Source organism: Streptomyces seoulensis (assembly GCF_022846655.1).
Lineage (GTDB): Bacteria > Actinomycetota > Actinomycetes > Streptomycetales > Streptomycetaceae > Streptomyces.
In genome coordinates this window covers 6,333,365-6,347,897 of sequence record NZ_AP025667.1, presented here as the reverse complement: position 1 = coordinate 6,347,897, position 14,533 = coordinate 6,333,365, and the positions used below count along the sequence as shown (strand labels likewise).

The window sequence follows — 14,533 nt, the reverse complement described above, 5'->3', positions numbered from 1 at the left end:
ATTACGTAGGGTAATCATCAGGGTGCGCTCGGAAACTCGTACACAGCCCGTGTGTGCGTCACCGGTTTGAGTGACGAAGTTATTCACAGGCGCTCCGTCTTCCACAGTTTTTGACCAAGATCCACACGATTTCGCGGATCGCCGCATCGTGATTCCAGCGCACCGGATCCGGGCCCGTTCATGGCCGGATCGCATTGCCGGGCGCCTATGGCCGGTTCCTATCGGCCGTTCATATGGAGGCCGTTACGGGTTCTCCACATCTTCGGGAATCGCGCGGCCGGCAGAGCGGCGCGGAAGACGCGAGTGAAGGGGGAACACCCATGACCGGAACCGTCACACACGATCCGCCACCGGCCGCGGCCGGACGAGGCGGACGGCCGCTCATCGTCACCGAGGACGCGGCGCTCCTCGACGACCTGCTGCGCCTGTGCGCGGCGGCCGGAGCCACCCCGGAGGTCCACCACGGCGTCCCGGACCACGGCGGGGGATGGGACGGCGCGCCTCTCGTCCTGGTCGGTGACGACGCCGCCCGCCGGGTGCGCGGTGCCGCACGGCGGCGTGGGGTGGTCCTGGTCGGCCGTGACCAGGACGACCCGGACGTGTGGAAACGCGCGGTCGGGATCGGCGCCGACCATGTGCTGATGCTGCCCGACGGCGAGCAGTGGCTGATCGACCGCATCGCCGACGTGGCCGAGGGTGTCGGCCGCCCCGCCCTCACGGTCGGCGTCATCGGCGGCCGGGGCGGCGCAGGCGCGTCCACCCTGGCCTGCGCCCTCGCCGTCACCTCCGCCCACCAGGGCCTGCGCACGCTGCTGGTGGACGCCGATCCGCTCGGCGGCGGACTCGACGTGCTCCTCGGCGGTGAGAGCGCGGAAGGGCTGCGCTGGCCCGCCTTCGCCGCCTCGCGCGGCAGGGTCGGGGGCGGCGCCCTGGAGGAGTCACTGCCAGAACTGCACGCACTGCGCGTGCTCAGTTGGGACCGGGGCGACTGCGTGGCCGTGCCGCCCCAGGCCGTCCGCGCGGTGCTCGCCGCCGCCCGGCGGCGCGGCGGCACCGTCGTGGTCGACCTTCCGCGCCGCCTGGACGACGGTGTCGCGGAGGCCCTCGCCCAGCTCGACATGGCGGTGCTCGTCGTCCCGGCGGAGCTGCGTGCGCTGGCGGCGGCCGGCCGGGTCGCGTCCGCCATGGGCCTGGTCGTGCGGGACCTGCGGGTCGCGGTCAGAGGGCCCTGCTCGCCGGGACTGGACGAGGACGAGGTGGCCCGGCTGCTCGGACTGCCGCTGATCGGCACCGTGCCCGTCGAGCCCGCGCTGCTGCGTCCCCGGGGCACCGCCAGGCCGCCCGGCGCGACCGGCCGCGGCCCGCTGTCCCGGTTCTGCACCGCCTTCTGGGAGCAGGCGCTGGCCGAGGCGGGAGGCCCCCGATGACGCTTCCCGGACTCGACCGGGCCGACGGCGCGGCCCTCCTCGACGGTGTCCGGCGCAGGCTCGCCGAGAGCGGCGCCGAACCCACCCCCGCGCGCGTCGCGCAGGCCCTGCGCGAACAGGGCCGGGTGCTGGGCGACGCAGAAGTCCTCGGCGCGGCGGAGCATCTGCGCTCCGAACTCGTCGGCTCCGGACCGCTGGAACCGCTGCTGGCCGACCCGAGCGTCACCGACGTGCTGGTCACCGCACCGGACCGGGTGTGGGTGGACCGGGGCGGCGGCCTGGAACTGACCCCGGTCACCTTCCCGGACGCCCCGGCGGTACGACGGCTCGCCCAGCGGCTGGCCGCCGTCGCGGGACGGCGCCTGGACGACGCGCGGCCCTGGGCGGACGCCCGCCTTCCCGACGGGACCCGGCTGCACGCGGTACTGCCCCCGGTGGCGGTCGGCTGCACCTGCCTGTCCCTGCGGGTGGTGCGCCCCCGCGCGTTCACCCTCGGCGAGCTGGCCCGCGCGGGCACGCTCCCGCCAGGCGGGGAGGGGCTGCTGCGGGCGCTGGTGGGGGCCCGGCTGTCCTTCCTGATCAGCGGCGGCACCGGCAGCGGCAAGACGACGCTGCTGAGCGCGTTGCTCGGGCTGGTCGGGCCCGGTGAACGGATCGTGCTGGCCGAGGACTCGGCCGAGCTGCGGCCGGACCACCCGCATGTCGTCCGGCTCGAGACGCGGCCCGCCAACCAGGAGGGCGCCGGTCTGGTCACGCTGGAGGACCTGGTCCGGCAGGCCCTGCGGATGCGGCCCGACCGGCTGGTCGTCGGGGAGGTGCGCGGGCCCGAGGTGGTGCATCTGCTGGCCGCGCTCAACACCGGCCACGAGGGCGGCTGCGGCACCGTGCACGCCAACGCGGCCGCCGACGTACCTGCCCGGCTGGAGGCGCTGGGCACGGCCGCCGGGCTCGACCGGGCCGCGCTGCACAGCCAGTTGGCGGCGGCGCTGTCGGTGGTGATCCACCTGGCCCGGGACCGGTCCGGGCGGCGCCGGATCGCGGAGGTGCACGTGCTGGAGCGGGACGCCTCCGGACTGGTGCGGACGGTACCGGCACTGCGGTGGGGCGAGCGGGCCTTCGTGCCGCAGCGCGGCTGGGAGCGGCTGCGGGAGCTGCTGGACGGGAGCGGGAGGGGCGGTGGCGGAGATGGGTGACGTCGGCATGGGGGAGACGGCGGTGGGCGCGGTGCTGGCCTGTGCCGGGGGAGTGGCCTGGGCGCTGAACGCACGGCACCAGGAGGTGCGGCGGGCGAGGCTGCTGTTCTCGGGCGGAGGTGCGGTGGACACCGGGCCGGCACCCGGGGAGCGGCTGCTCGGTGAACTGCGGCGCCTGCACGGCCGGGTGGGCGCCGAGTGGTGGTCGCTCGTGGCGGGGCTGGTGCTGGCGCTGGTGGGGGCCTCGGTCATCCCGGTGGTCGCGGGGGCCGCCGGGGTGCCGGTGCTGCGCCGGGTGGGGAAGGCGCGGCGGGCCCGGCTGGAGAAGGAGCGGCGCGCGGATGCGGTGATCGCCCTGTGCGGGGTGTTCGCCGGTGAGGTCCGCGCCGGCCAGCAGCCCGGGGAGGCGCTGCTGCGGGCTGAGCGGGACTCCGGCGGGCTGGGCGAACCGCAGGCGGCCGTGATCGCGGCGGCCCGGTTCGGCGGTGATGTGCCGGGGGCGCTGGCCGTTGCGGCCCGGCGACCGGGCGCCGAGGGGCTGCTGGGGCTGGCCGCCTGCTGGCGGGTGGCGGTGGACCAGGGCGCGGGGCTGGCCGCCGGACTCGACCGGCTGGACGGCGCCCTGCGCGCGGAGCGGGACCAACGCGCCGACCTGAGAGCCCAGTTGTCCGGCGCTCGGGCCACGGCTCTGCTGCTGGCGGTGCTGCCCCTGTTCGGGCTGCTCCTCGGCGCGGCCATGGGCGCGGACCCCCTGCGGGTTCTGCTGCACACCGGGGCCGGGCTGGGCTGTCTGGCGGCGGGAGCGGTGTTCGAGGGCGCCGGGGTGTGGTGGGCGGCCCGGATCGTGCGGGGAGCTGAGGTGGCATGAGCGGCGAGGTCGTCCACAGCCTGGGGGTGACCGTGGCGGTGGCCTTGGTCCTCGGCCGGGTGGCCCGCCGGCTGGAGTCGGCCCGGCAACAACGCCTGACACGGCGGCGGATGGCCGGACTGCTGGCTGTGGCGACGCCGGAGGCCGATCACTCCGTCGTGGTCGCGGACGCGGTCAGGAAGTGGCTGCCGGTGGTGGGGGTCGGCTGCGGGGCGTGGGCGGTGGTCGGCGGGGTCTTCGGGGTGCTGGTGGGGGTCGGGGCCGCCGTGGCGCTGTGGCGGTGGCAGGAGCGCCGGGCGGCGGCACGTCCGGCGGTGGAGGTGGACACGGCTGCCGCGTCTCGCCAACTCCCGCTCGCCGCCGAGCTGCTGGCCGCTTGCATCGAGGCCGGGGCGGGGCCGGTCGTCGCGTCCCAGGCGGTGGGGGAGGCGCTCGGCGGCCCGGTCGGCGACGCGCTGGCGCGGGGCGCGGCGGAAGCCCGGCTCGGTGGTGAACCGGCCGACGCCTGGAGCCGGTTGACCGCACTGCCCGGCGCCGGAGCACTGGCCCGGCTGCTGGAGCGGGCCGACCGGTCCGGGCTCCCGGCCGCCGAACCCGTGGCCCGACTCGCCTCGGACGCGCGGGCGGAGTCGATACGGGCGGCCACGGTCCGGGCCCGCAGGGCGGCCGTGCTCATCTCGGCGCCCGTCGGACTGTGCTTCCTCCCCGCCTTCATCGCGGTCGGCGTCCTGCCCGTGGTGATCGGCCTCGCGGGCGGCGCGCTGGGAGGAGGTGGGCCCTGACCGAGCGCGACCGGGACGAACGACATCAGGAGAACCAAGTCGGAACGAAAGGAAGTTCAGATGCGTGAGAAGGCCGGCAGGGCATGGGCGCTGCTGCGGAAGCGGTGCCGCAAGGACGCCGGAATGGTGACCTCCGAGTACGCGATGGGGATCATCGCGGCGGTCGGGTTCGCGTTGCTGCTCTACGAGGTCGTCACCAGCGGCCAGGTCAAGGCGGAGCTCCAGAGCATCGTGAAACGAGCGCTCAGTGCGCGGATGTGAACGGGGCGCGGACCGGGGGTTCGTGACGGCTGAGGCGGCCGTGGTGCTGCCGGTGCTGGTGGCGTTCACCATGGCGCTGGTCTGGGGGCTGCTCGCCGTGGCCGCCCAGATCCAGTGCGTGGACGCCGCCCGCGCCGGAGCACGGGCCGCCGCCCGCCAGGACCCGCCCGACGCGGTGGTGAGGCTGGCCCGCGAGACCGCACCCCGCGGGGCGACGGTCGGCGTGGCGCGGGAGGGCGAGCGGGTGCGCGTGACGGTGGTGGCGAGACCTCCGGTGCTGGAGGGTCTGCCGTTCGAGGTGCGGGAGGAGGCCGTGGCCGCCGCCGAGGAGGCGGCGGGGGCCGGGGAGGAGAAGCCATGAGAAGCCCGAGCGGCACCGGCCCGCAGGATCGGGGTTCCGCCACCGTCTGGAGCCTCGGGGTCATCGCCCTGCTGTGCGTGGTGTTCGGTGCCGTGCTGGGCATGGGGCACGCCGTCGTCGTCCGGCACCGGGCGGCGGGCGCGGCCGATCTCGCGGCGCTCGCGGCGGCGGACCACTGGGCCGAGGGCCCGGAGGCGGCCTGCGCCGCGGGGCGCCGGGTGGCGTCGGCCCAGGGCGCGAGGCTGGTGCGGTGCGCGATCGTCGGCGAGACCTCGGACGTGAGCGCGGGCTCGGGACACGGCCCGTTCGCGGCGGAGGTACGGGCCAGAGCGGGACCACCCGACCCCGCCCCGCAGGGCCCGAGTCCCTAGCCCGGCTCCCCGGACGCCTCCGCCCCCGTCCCGTCGGTCCCTGTCCCCGCCTCCTCCGGCGCCCCCCGCAACAGCGTCGTGAGGAGCCGTACGGCCCCCCGCTTGTGCAGCGGCTCGTTGCCGTTGCCGCACTTGGGGGACTGGACGCAGGAGGGGCAGCCGGCCTCGCACTCGCAGGAGGCGATGGCCTCGCGGGTGGCCGTCAGCCAGGCGCGGGCGGTGTGGAAGGCGCGCTCGGCGAAGCCCGCCCCGCCGGGGTGGCCGTCGTAGACGAAGACCGTGGGGAGCAGCGTGTCGGGGTGGAGCGGTACGGAGACCCCGCCGATGTCCCAGCGGTCGCAGGTGGCGAAGAGGGGCAGCATGCCGATCGAGGCGTGTTCGGCGGCGTGCAGCGCGCCGCCGAGGATCTCCGGGTTGATCCGGGCCTCGTCGAGCTGGTCCTCGGTGACCGTCCACCACACCGCGCGGGTGCGGAGCGTACGCGGAGGGAGATCGAGTTTCGTCTCGCCCATCACCTCACCGGTGATCAGGCGTCTGCGCAGGAAGGAGACCACTTGGTTGGTGACCTCGACGGAGCCGAGGCAGAGGCGGCCGGAGCCCCACGGGATCTCGGTCTCCGTCTCCAGCACGGAGATGGACGTGGTGTCGCGGGCGGCGGTCGAATACGGCGGGTCGGCCTGCTCGACCAGGGCGACGGAGTCCTTCAGGTCGAGCGAGCGCACCAGGTAGGTGCGGCCCTGGTGGAGATGGACCGCGCCCTCGTGGACCGCGGAGTGCGCGGCCTCCGCGTCGACCGTGCCGAGCAGGCGCCCGGTGCCCTCCTCCACGATCTGCACCGGAGGTCCGCCGGAGCCCCGGATGTCGGTCAGGTCGGCGGCACGCTCCCGGCGCGTCCAGTGCCAGGCCCGGGTGCGGCGGCGCAGCAGCTTCGCGGCCTCCAACTGGGTCAGCACATCGGCGCTGACCGGGCCGAAGAGCTCGAGGTCGGCCTCGGTCAGCGGGATCTCGGCGGCGGCGGCGCACAGGTGCGGGGCGAGGACGTATGGGTTGTCCGGGTCGAGGACCGTGGACTCCACCGGGCGGTCGAACAGGGCCTTTGGGTGGTGGACGAGATAGGTGTCCAGCGGGTCGTCGCGGGCCACCAGGACGGCCAGGGCGCCCTGCCCGGAGCGTCCGGCGCGGCCCGCCTGCTGCCACAGGGAGGCACGGGTGCCCGGATACCCGGCGATCACCACCGCGTCCAGGCCGGAGACGTCCACGCCCAGCTCCAGGGCGGTCGTGGCGGCGAGACCGAGGAGCTCGCCGGAGTGCAGGGCGCGTTCCAGGGCGCGGCGTTCCTCGGGGAGGTAGCCGCCGCGGTAGGCGGCGACACGCCGGACCAGGGAGCGGTCCACCTCGGCGAGCCGTTCCTGCGCGATGACCGAGATCAGCTCGGCGCCTCGCCGGGAGCGGACGAAGGCGACCGAGCGCACGCCCTGCACGGTGAGGTCGGTCAGCAGGTCGGCGGTCTCGGCGGTGGCGGTGCGGCGCACCGGGGCGCCCTTCTCGCCGTGCAGCTCGGTGAGCGGGGGCTCCCAGAGGGCGAAGACGAGTTCCCCGCGCGGGGAGGCGTCGTCGGCGACCTCGACCACCGGCAGCCCGGTCAGCCGGCGGGCGGCCACGGAGGGCTCGGCGGCCGTGGCGGAAGCCAGCAGGAAGACGGGCGACGCGCCGTAGCGGGCGCACAGTCTGCGCAGCCGGCGCAGCACCTGGGCGACGTGCGAGCCGAACACGCCCCGGTAGGTGTGGCACTCGTCGATGACGACGTACTTCAGCGACTTCAGGAAGGAGGCCCAGCGGGGGTGGGAGGGCAGGATGCCCCGGTGCAGCATGTCCGGGTTGGTGAGCACGTAGTTGGCGTACTGCCGTACCCACTCGCGTTCCTCGAACGGGGTGTCGCCGTCGTAGACCGCGGGACGGACCGCGTTGCCCAGGGGCTCGGCGAGTTCCCGTACCGCCCGGCACTGGTCGGCGGCGAGGGCTTTGGTGGGGGAGAGGTACAGGGCGGTGGCGCCCCGGCCGTTCGGCGCCTCGGAGCCGTCCAGCAGGGCGGACAGCACCGGCATCAGATAGGCGAGCGACTTGCCGGAGGCGGTGCCGGTGGCGACGACCACCGAGTCGCCGTCCAGGGCGTGCTCGGCGGCGAGCGCCTGGTGGGCCCAGGGATGCTCGATGCCCCGCGCCTGGACCGCCGCGATCACCTCGGAACGAATCCGGTCCGGCCAGACGGCATGGCGGCCCGCACGCGGGGGCAAGTGCTCCGTATGAGTGATGCGCGCGGACCTGCTCGGTCCGGAGGCGAGCCGGTGCAGAACCGCCTCCGGAGACGGGCGGGACGCCGGGTCCGGCTGGGGGTGATCGGGTCGGTGATTCTTGGCCATCGGCACCGAGTCTGTCACCGGCTTGACGGACAATGGAGCCAAGGCGTCGTGCACACGTGCCGGTAAGTGATTGAATGCCATGGCGGCTGACGTTGTGTTCCAAGGGCCGTAAGCCGGGATGTCCCGAGGGGCGACCGCTCGATAGCAAGGTGCTGGAGGATTCGTGGACCTGTCCCTGTCGACCCGTACCGTCGGCGATCGTACGGTCGTCGAGGTCGGTGGCGAAATCGATGTATACACCGCGCCCAAACTGCGCGAGCAGTTGGTCGAGCTGGTGAACGACGGCAATTTCCACCTTGTCGTCGACATGGAGGGCGTGGACTTCCTCGACTCCACCGGGCTCGGCGTGCTGGTCGGCGGCCTGAAGCGGGTGCGTGCCCACGAGGGCTCGCTCCGTCTGGTCTGCAACCAGGAGCGCATTCTGAAGATCTTCCGTATCACCGGCCTCACCAAGGTGTTCCCGATCCACACCTCGGTCGAGGAAGCGGTGGCGGCCACCGACTGATCCAGGGTCGTTCGCCGGGTCCGGGCCGCATGTGCGGTCCGGACACCGGCCGGCCCCGCCTCGGTCCCCCAGGGGTCCGGGGCGCAGAAGTTTCATCACATGGGGGTGCAGGCTTTCGGCGGCCCCGGCCCCGCACCGCACGCCCGTAGTACGCGAGGGGGATGCATGGCCACCGTCGAACTCCGCTTCAGTGCGCTGCCCGAGCACGTCCGCACCGCCCGTCTGGTGGCGGCCGCGGTGGCGCGCAGGGCCGGAGTGGACGAGGCGGTACTCGACGAGGTCCGCCTCGCCGTCGGTGAGGCGTGCTCCCGCGCGGTCGGGCTCCACCAGAGCGTCGGCATCACCGCGCCGGTGAAGGTGGCGCTGATCGAGGAGGAGAAGCAGTTCTCCATCGAGGTCGGTGACGAGGCCCCGCACGCCGTACCCGCCGAGCGGGTGGCCGGTGGCGCGGCCGCCGACGCCGACGTGGAGGCCGAGGAGGACGAGATGGGCCTCGCGGTCATCAGCGGCCTCGTGGACGACGTCGAGGTCACCACCGGCGAGAACGGCGGACTGATCCGCATGTCCTGGCCGACCGTCCCGCCGCCCACCGTGCTGATCTGACCCGTAGCACCCGCGCATCCGCGCACCGAGTGACCGACGAAGGGCCCCGCGTCATGCGGGGCCCTTCGCGCTGTTCCGGCCACTTCCGGCCGAACCGTCCGCCGTCGGAATACGTGAAGGAATTCACGACCGGAAAGCTCGTAGATCGCCCTGGCCGAATCCGCAACCGTAAATGCCTCAGGGCTATTACTCCGTCCGGGTTCCGTGCTCTGGTCCTCCATCCCATCGTTTGCTAAAGGGTAGGGGGCGGGCAATTCTGTTTACCGTGCCCAGTCGGGATCACGCTCGGACATCTACGAGTGCGTCCAGATCTTGAGCTAAGCCCAAGCGTCAAGGAGGACGAATGGCGGGGCTTTCCATACCCAGTCAGGCGGGTCACCCCGCATCCCTCGCTGCCGTGGTCCTGACCGACGGCAACCGCGTCCTGGTCGCCGTGATCGCGGCCGTCGCCCTGGCCGCACTGGTGGTCGCGGGCGTCCTGGTGCGCCAGGTGCTGTCGGCGGGCGAGGGCACCGAACGCATGCGGGAGATCGCGGAGGCGGTCCAGGAAGGCGCGAAGGCGTATCTGGCCCGGCAGTTGCGCACGCTCGGCGTATTCGCCGTCGTCGTGTTCTTCCTGCTTCTGCTGCTTCCCGCCGACGACTGGAATCAGCGGGCCGGACGGTCGGTGTTCTTCCTGATCGGCGCGGTGTTCTCGGCGGCCACCGGCTATATCGGCATGTGGCTCGCCGTGCGCAGCAATGTGCGGGTCGCCGCCGCCGCGCGCGAGGCGACTCCGCGTATGGGTGAACCCGAAAAGGATCTCACCGTCGTCTCGCACAAAGCGATGAAGATCGCCTTTCGCACGGGCGGTGTCGTCGGCATGTTCACCGTGGGCCTCGGCCTGCTCGGCGCCTCCTGCGTGGTGCTGGTCTACGCGGCCGACGCGCCCAAGGTGCTGGAGGGATTCGGTCTGGGCGCGGCCCTGATCGCCATGTTCATGCGCGTGGGCGGCGGCATCTTCACCAAGGCCGCCGACGTGGGCGCCGACCTGGTCGGCAAGGTCGAGCAGGGCATCCCCGAGGACGACCCGCGCAACGCCGCGACCATCGCGGACAACGTGGGCGACAACGTCGGCGACTGCGCAGGGATGGCGGCCGACCTCTTCGAGTCCTACGCCGTCACCCTGGTGGCCGCGCTGATCCTCGGCAAGACCGCCTTCGGCGACGCCGGGCTCGCCTTCCCGCTGCTGGTCCCGGCCATCGGTGTGGTCACCGCGATGATCGGCATCTTCGCGGTCGCCCCGCGCCGCGCCGACCGCAGCGGCATGAGCGCCATCAACCGGGGCTTCTTCGTCTCCGCCGTGATCTCCCTCGTGCTGGTCGCGATCGCCGTCTACGTCTATCTGCCCGGCCGCTACTCCGAGCTGGACGGCGTGACCGACGCGGCGATCAGCGGCAAGGACGGCGACCCCCGGGTGCTGGCGCTGGTCGCGGTGGCCATCGGCATCCTGCTCGCCGCCGTCATCCAGCAGTTGACCGGCTACTTCACCGAGACCAGCCGGCGCCCGGTCCGCGACGTCGGCCGTACCTCCCTCACCGGCCCCGCGACCGTCGTCCTCTCCGGCATCTCGCTCGGCCTGGAGTCCGCCGTCTACACCGCGCTGCTGATCGGCCTCAGCGTGTACGGCGCGTTCCTACTCGGCGGCACCTCGATCATGCTGGCGCTGTTCGCGGTGGCCCTCGCCGGGACCGGGCTGCTCACCACGGTCGGGGTGATCGTGGCCATGGACACCTTCGGGCCCGTCTCCGACAACGCGCAGGGCATCGCCGAGATGTCCGCCGACGTCGAGGGGGCCGGCGCCCAGGTGCTCACCGACCTGGACGCGGTCGGCAACACCACCAAGGCCATCACCAAGGGCATCGCCATCGCCACCGCCGTCCTCGCGGCAGCGGCGCTCTTCGGCTCGTACCGGGACGCGATCACCACCGGGGTGCGGGACGTGGGGGACGGCCTGACCGGGCCGGGCTCGCCGCTGACCCTGTCGATGGACATCTCCCAGCCCAACAACCTCGTCGGTCTCATCGCGGGCGCCGCGGTCGTCTTCCTCTTCTCCGGGCTGGCCATCAACGCCGTGTCGCGCTCGGCCGGTTCGGTCGTGTTCGAGGTGCGGCGGCAGTTCCGCGAGCGGCCGGGGATCATGAACTACACGGAGAAGCCCGAGTACGGCCGGGTCGTCGACATCTGCACCAGGGACGCCCTGCGCGAGCTCGCCACGCCCGGACTGCTCGCCGTGATGGCGCCGATCTTCATCGGGTTCACGCTGGGCGTCGGTCCCCTCGGTGCCTTCCTCGCCGGCGCCATCGGCGCGGGCACGCTGATGGCGGTCTTCCTGGCCAACTCCGGCGGCGCCTGGGACAACGCCAAGAAACTGGTGGAGGACGGCCACCACGGAGGCAAGGGCAGCGACGCCCACGCGGCCACGGTGATCGGCGACACGGTCGGCGACCCCTTCAAGGACACCGCGGGGCCGGCGATCAACCCCCTGCTCAAGGTGATGAACCTGGTGGCCCTGCTCATCGCGCCCGCCGTGATCAAGTTCTCCTACGGGGACCACGGCAGCATGCTCGTCCGCGTGCTGATCGCGGCGTTCGCGCTGCTGGTGATCGTCGTCGCGGTGTACGTGTCCAAGCGGCGCGGGATCGCCGTGGGGGACGAGGATTCCGGCGAGGTCTCCAACTCCACGCCTCCGGCGGTGGTTCCGTAGGGGCTGCCGGGCGGCCCGGTCAACGGGCGGGCGGACGGCGCGTACTGACGCGTCGCCGCCCGTTCGCGTGTGTGGGGACGCTCTCGGCCGTGAGCCTTCTCTCGCATGGTGCGAAGCATCACAAAAGTCTGCTTATAGGGCTCCGGTCGTGTGGAGGGTCTCGGTCCGCCGTGTAGATTCCGGGGGCCGAGTGCCATGGAAGGGACCGATCCGGTGAACAAGAAACTCGCGGCCGCCCTGTCCGGCGGCGCGGTACTGATGACAGCGCTGACGGGATGCGGCAGCGACGGCGGCGGCCCCGACCCCAAGCTGGGTGTCTGGGCGAAGTCGGTGTGCGACGCGGTGCCCGCTCAGTACACGAAGATCAAGGCGGCCAACGCCGGGATAGCCAAGATCGCCAGCGACAGCGACCTCCCGCCCAAGACGGCCAAGGAGACGTACGCGCAGGCGTTCCAGGACATGTCCGACGGCTACAAGGCCATCGCCACCGCCATCAACGGCGCCGGCGCTCCCCCCGGGGTCGAGGGCGGTGCCAAGCGGCAGCAGGACGCGGTGAAGAACCTCAACAGCCTGGCCACCTCCTACGCCGACCTGAAGAAGAAGGTCGACGGGCTCGACACCAAGGACCAGGGCAAGTTCGCCAAGGGCCTGCACGAGGTCGCCGACCAGACCAAGGAGATCGGCCGCCAGTCCAACAGCGGCACCGAGGCGCTGAAGCGGCTGGAGCAGGGTGACGTCAAGGAGGCGATCGCCGAGCAGCAGAGCTGCAAGGTTTCCGCGTCGGCACCCGCCGCGAAGAGCTGACGGAGGCGGACCCGGAGCGGTGCGGCGGGCCACAATGGGGTCGTGACTGACTCCGGCTCCGCCCCCCTGCCCGCCACCGACCGGCCCGAAGCGGCCGCCCGCCTGCGCGACGCCCTGCTGTCGGCCTCCTTCACCGCGGACGGCCTGCTCGACCTGCTCGGCGCGCCCGCGTACGCGGCGCTGGCCCGCAGCGAGACCGTGCCCGCCCTGCGCGCGACCCGCGGCGACACGCCGCTGGAGGCGCTGGTGCGGCTGTTCCTGCTCCAGCAACCGGTGCCCCGCGCCCGCCTGGCGGACGTGCTGCCGGTCGAGGACGCCGTGGCCGCGGGCTGGCTCGCGCCCGTGGGCGGCGACGAGCTGGCCGCCACCGTCGACGTGCGCCCCTACGGCGGGCCCGACGGCGAGGACTGGTTCATCGTGTCCGACCTCGGCTGCGCGGTCGGCGGGGCGGGCGGCATCGGCAGCCGGGACGAGAGCGTGGTCCTCGGCGTCGGCGGCGCCTCCACCACCCTCGCGGGCATCACCGTGCGCGTCCCCGCCGCCGCCGCGCTCGACCTGGGTACCGGCTCCGGCATCCAGGCGCTGCACGCCGCCCAGCACGCGACCCGGGTCACCGCCACCGACCTCAACCCGCGCGCCCTGCACATCACCGCGCTCACCCTCGCCCTCTCCGGCGCCCCCGCCGCCGCGCTGCGCGAGGGCTCCCTGTTCGAACCGGTCCCCGGCGACGAGACGTTCGACCTGATCGTGTCCAACCCGCCCTTCGTGATCTCGCCCGGCGCCCGGCTCACCTACCGCGACGGCGGGATGAGCGGGGACGATCTGTGCCGCACGCTCGTCCAGCAGGCGGGGGAGAGGCTGAACGAGGGCGGGTTCGCGCAGTTCCTCGCCAACTGGCAGCACGTGGAAGGGGAGGACTGGCAGGACCGGGTGCGCTCCTGGGTGCCGCGCGGGTGCGACGCCTGGATCGTGCAGCGCGAGGTGCAGGACGTCACGCAGTACGCCGAGCTGTGGCTCAGGGACGCCGGGGACCACCGCGAGGACCGCGCGGAGTACCAGTCGCGGTACGACGCGTGGCTGGACGAGTTCGAGGCGCGCAAGGTGAAGGGGGTCGGCTTCGGCTGGATCACCCTGCGCCGCACCGGCGCGGCCGAGCCCTCCGTCACCGTGGAGGAGTGGCCGCACCCGGTCGAGCAGCCCCTCGGCGACACGATCCGGGACCACTTCGCCCGCGTCGACCACCTGCGCGCCCACGACGACGCGGCCCTGCTGGAAAGCCACTTCAGGCTCGCCGCCGAGGTCGTCCAGGAGCAGGTCGGGCTGCCCGGCGCCGAGGACCCCGAGCATGTGGTGCTCCGTCAGCACCGGGGCATGCGGCGGGCGACGAAGGTGGACACCATCGGCGCGGGCTTCGCCGGCGTGTGCGACGGCTCGCTGAGCGCGGGCGTCATCCTGGACGCCATCGCCCAGCTCGTCGGCGAGGACCCGGTGGTGCTGCGCGACCGTACGCCCGCGCAGATCCGGCTGCTGGTGGAGCAGGGCTTCCTGGAACCGGTGGGCTGAGCCGCGGGGCGCGGGGTACGGCGGCTGATCCGACTGTCGTACCCGGTGTACCCGAGCCGGTGGACGGGCGGACGGATCATCGTCGTATGCCGGGGGCACGGGCCGGAACGGCAAAAAGGCCGGAAAACGACGTGTGCCGCTCCGGCGGCGACAGAGCGGGCTCCGGCCGGCCCCCGCCGTTCACCCCGAAGTCGCCCCTCCGTTCTCCTGGCGTGGCAGCCTCCCCGCGCTGGATCAGGGCGGACCGCGCCGAGCGCGCGGGAGGGGCGGACGGATCATGGAAAGTGTGCCGGCGGTGTTCGCGGGAGCGGTGTTCGCGCTGTTCGGAGGGGCTCTGATGGTGTGGACCGGGGCGCGCGTGCGCCGCGCCGAACCGGTCGCCGTAGGTGTGAACCGGGTCGCATCGACGGTGCTCGCCGGGGTCGCCGTCATCGTCTCGCTGGGGCTGGCCGCGTACTGCCTCACACGTCCCTGACCGCGCCGGCCGGGTCGGCGCGGCGGCGGGCGGAGCGGAGGGCTCCGGGCATGGGCTCCGCGCCCGGCGGGTACTCCGGGCGGCAGGAATGGCGGTAGTCGGGTTACCGTTCGAGTGGCCGTTGTGGGCTTTTCCCGTTTGACACGGGGGCGGG

The 14,533-nt window shown here is 73.4% G+C and carries 14 protein-coding genes; 13 read left to right on the top strand and 1 reads right to left on the bottom strand.

What is annotated here, in order from left to right; genetic code table 11:
* The first annotated feature begins 320 nt into the window (after nucleotides 1–320).
* From ssd to HEK131_RS29150, 7 genes are read left to right on the top strand one after another with little or no spacing between them, the layout of a single operon-like run.
* Nucleotides 321–1,427 carry a septum site-determining protein Ssd gene (ssd, locus tag HEK131_RS29180; protein ID WP_217465094.1) on the top strand — a complete coding sequence of 369 codons (1,107 nt, stop codon included), beginning with the start codon at nucleotides 321–323 and terminating at the stop codon, nucleotides 1,425–1,427.
* Nucleotides 1,424–2,620 carry a TadA family conjugal transfer-associated ATPase gene (locus tag HEK131_RS29175; RefSeq protein ID WP_217465095.1) on the top strand — a complete coding sequence of 399 codons (1,197 nt, stop codon included), beginning with the start codon at nucleotides 1,424–1,426 and terminating at the stop codon, nucleotides 2,618–2,620. The genes ssd and HEK131_RS29175 overlap by 4 nt, the downstream gene beginning before the upstream one ends.
* Nucleotides 2,613–3,488 carry a type II secretion system F family protein gene (locus tag HEK131_RS29170; RefSeq protein WP_244452172.1) on the top strand — a complete coding sequence of 292 codons (876 nt, stop codon included), beginning with the start codon at nucleotides 2,613–2,615 and terminating at the stop codon, nucleotides 3,486–3,488. The genes HEK131_RS29175 and HEK131_RS29170 overlap by 8 nt, the downstream gene beginning before the upstream one ends.
* The gene (locus tag HEK131_RS29165) at nucleotides 3,485–4,270 is read left to right on the top strand and encodes a type II secretion system F family protein (protein ID WP_244451802.1); all 786 of its coding nucleotides are present in this window, start codon (nucleotides 3,485–3,487) and stop codon (nucleotides 4,268–4,270) included. Before HEK131_RS29170 ends, HEK131_RS29165 begins: the two co-directional genes overlap by 4 nt.
* Nucleotides 4,271–4,330: 60 nt before the next feature.
* Nucleotides 4,331–4,531, top strand: a complete 201-nt coding sequence (locus HEK131_RS29160; RefSeq protein WP_217465097.1) for a DUF4244 domain-containing protein — start codon at nucleotides 4,331–4,333, stop codon at nucleotides 4,529–4,531.
* 22 nt (nucleotides 4,532–4,553) lie between these two features.
* A complete protein-coding gene (locus tag HEK131_RS29155) occupies nucleotides 4,554–4,892 on the top strand; it encodes a TadE family type IV pilus minor pilin (protein WP_432215683.1) in 339 nt (112 codons plus the stop codon).
* Complete coding sequence (locus tag HEK131_RS29150) at nucleotides 4,889–5,263, top strand: Rv3654c family TadE-like protein (protein ID WP_244451800.1); 375 nt, start codon at nucleotides 4,889–4,891, stop codon at nucleotides 5,261–5,263. Before HEK131_RS29155 ends, HEK131_RS29150 begins: the two co-directional genes overlap by 4 nt.
* Here HEK131_RS29150 and HEK131_RS29145 read toward each other — a convergent pair.
* The gene (locus HEK131_RS29145) at nucleotides 5,260–7,764 is read right to left on the bottom strand and encodes a DEAD/DEAH box helicase (protein ID WP_244451799.1); all 2,505 of its coding nucleotides are present in this window, start codon (nucleotides 7,762–7,764) and stop codon (nucleotides 5,260–5,262) included. The genes HEK131_RS29150 and HEK131_RS29145 overlap by 4 nt on opposite strands.
* A gap of 82 nt (nucleotides 7,765–7,846) precedes the next feature.
* Between HEK131_RS29145 and bldG the strand changes: the two genes are divergently transcribed.
* The 6 genes from bldG (at nucleotide 7,847) to HEK131_RS29115 (ending at nucleotide 14,379) form a co-directional block, all read left to right on the top strand.
* Nucleotides 7,847–8,188, top strand: coding sequence for an anti-sigma factor antagonist BldG (bldG, locus tag HEK131_RS29140; protein ID WP_010986038.1), 342 nt, complete (start codon nucleotides 7,847–7,849; stop codon nucleotides 8,186–8,188).
* Nucleotides 8,189–8,353: 165 nt separating this feature from the next.
* Nucleotides 8,354–8,791: an ATP-binding protein gene (locus HEK131_RS29135; protein ID WP_217465100.1), complete on the top strand. Its 438-nt coding sequence runs from the start codon at nucleotides 8,354–8,356 to the stop codon at nucleotides 8,789–8,791.
* A 343-nt stretch (nucleotides 8,792–9,134) separates the two neighbouring features.
* Nucleotides 9,135–11,537: a sodium-translocating pyrophosphatase gene (locus HEK131_RS29130; protein ID WP_161147746.1), complete on the top strand. Its 2,403-nt coding sequence runs from the start codon at nucleotides 9,135–9,137 to the stop codon at nucleotides 11,535–11,537.
* A gap of 195 nt (nucleotides 11,538–11,732) precedes the next feature.
* Nucleotides 11,733–12,341: a small secreted protein gene (locus tag HEK131_RS29125; RefSeq protein WP_202495048.1), complete on the top strand. Its 609-nt coding sequence runs from the start codon at nucleotides 11,733–11,735 to the stop codon at nucleotides 12,339–12,341.
* A gap of 42 nt (nucleotides 12,342–12,383) precedes the next feature.
* Complete coding sequence (locus tag HEK131_RS29120; protein ID WP_244451798.1) at nucleotides 12,384–13,904, top strand: N5-glutamine methyltransferase family protein; 1,521 nt, start codon at nucleotides 12,384–12,386, stop codon at nucleotides 13,902–13,904.
* 277 nt (nucleotides 13,905–14,181) lie between these two features.
* On the top strand, nucleotides 14,182–14,379 hold the full coding sequence (locus tag HEK131_RS29115; RefSeq protein WP_217465102.1) for a hypothetical protein: 198 nt from the start codon (nucleotides 14,182–14,184) through the stop codon (nucleotides 14,377–14,379).
* Nucleotides 14,380–14,533 lie beyond the last annotated feature (154 nt).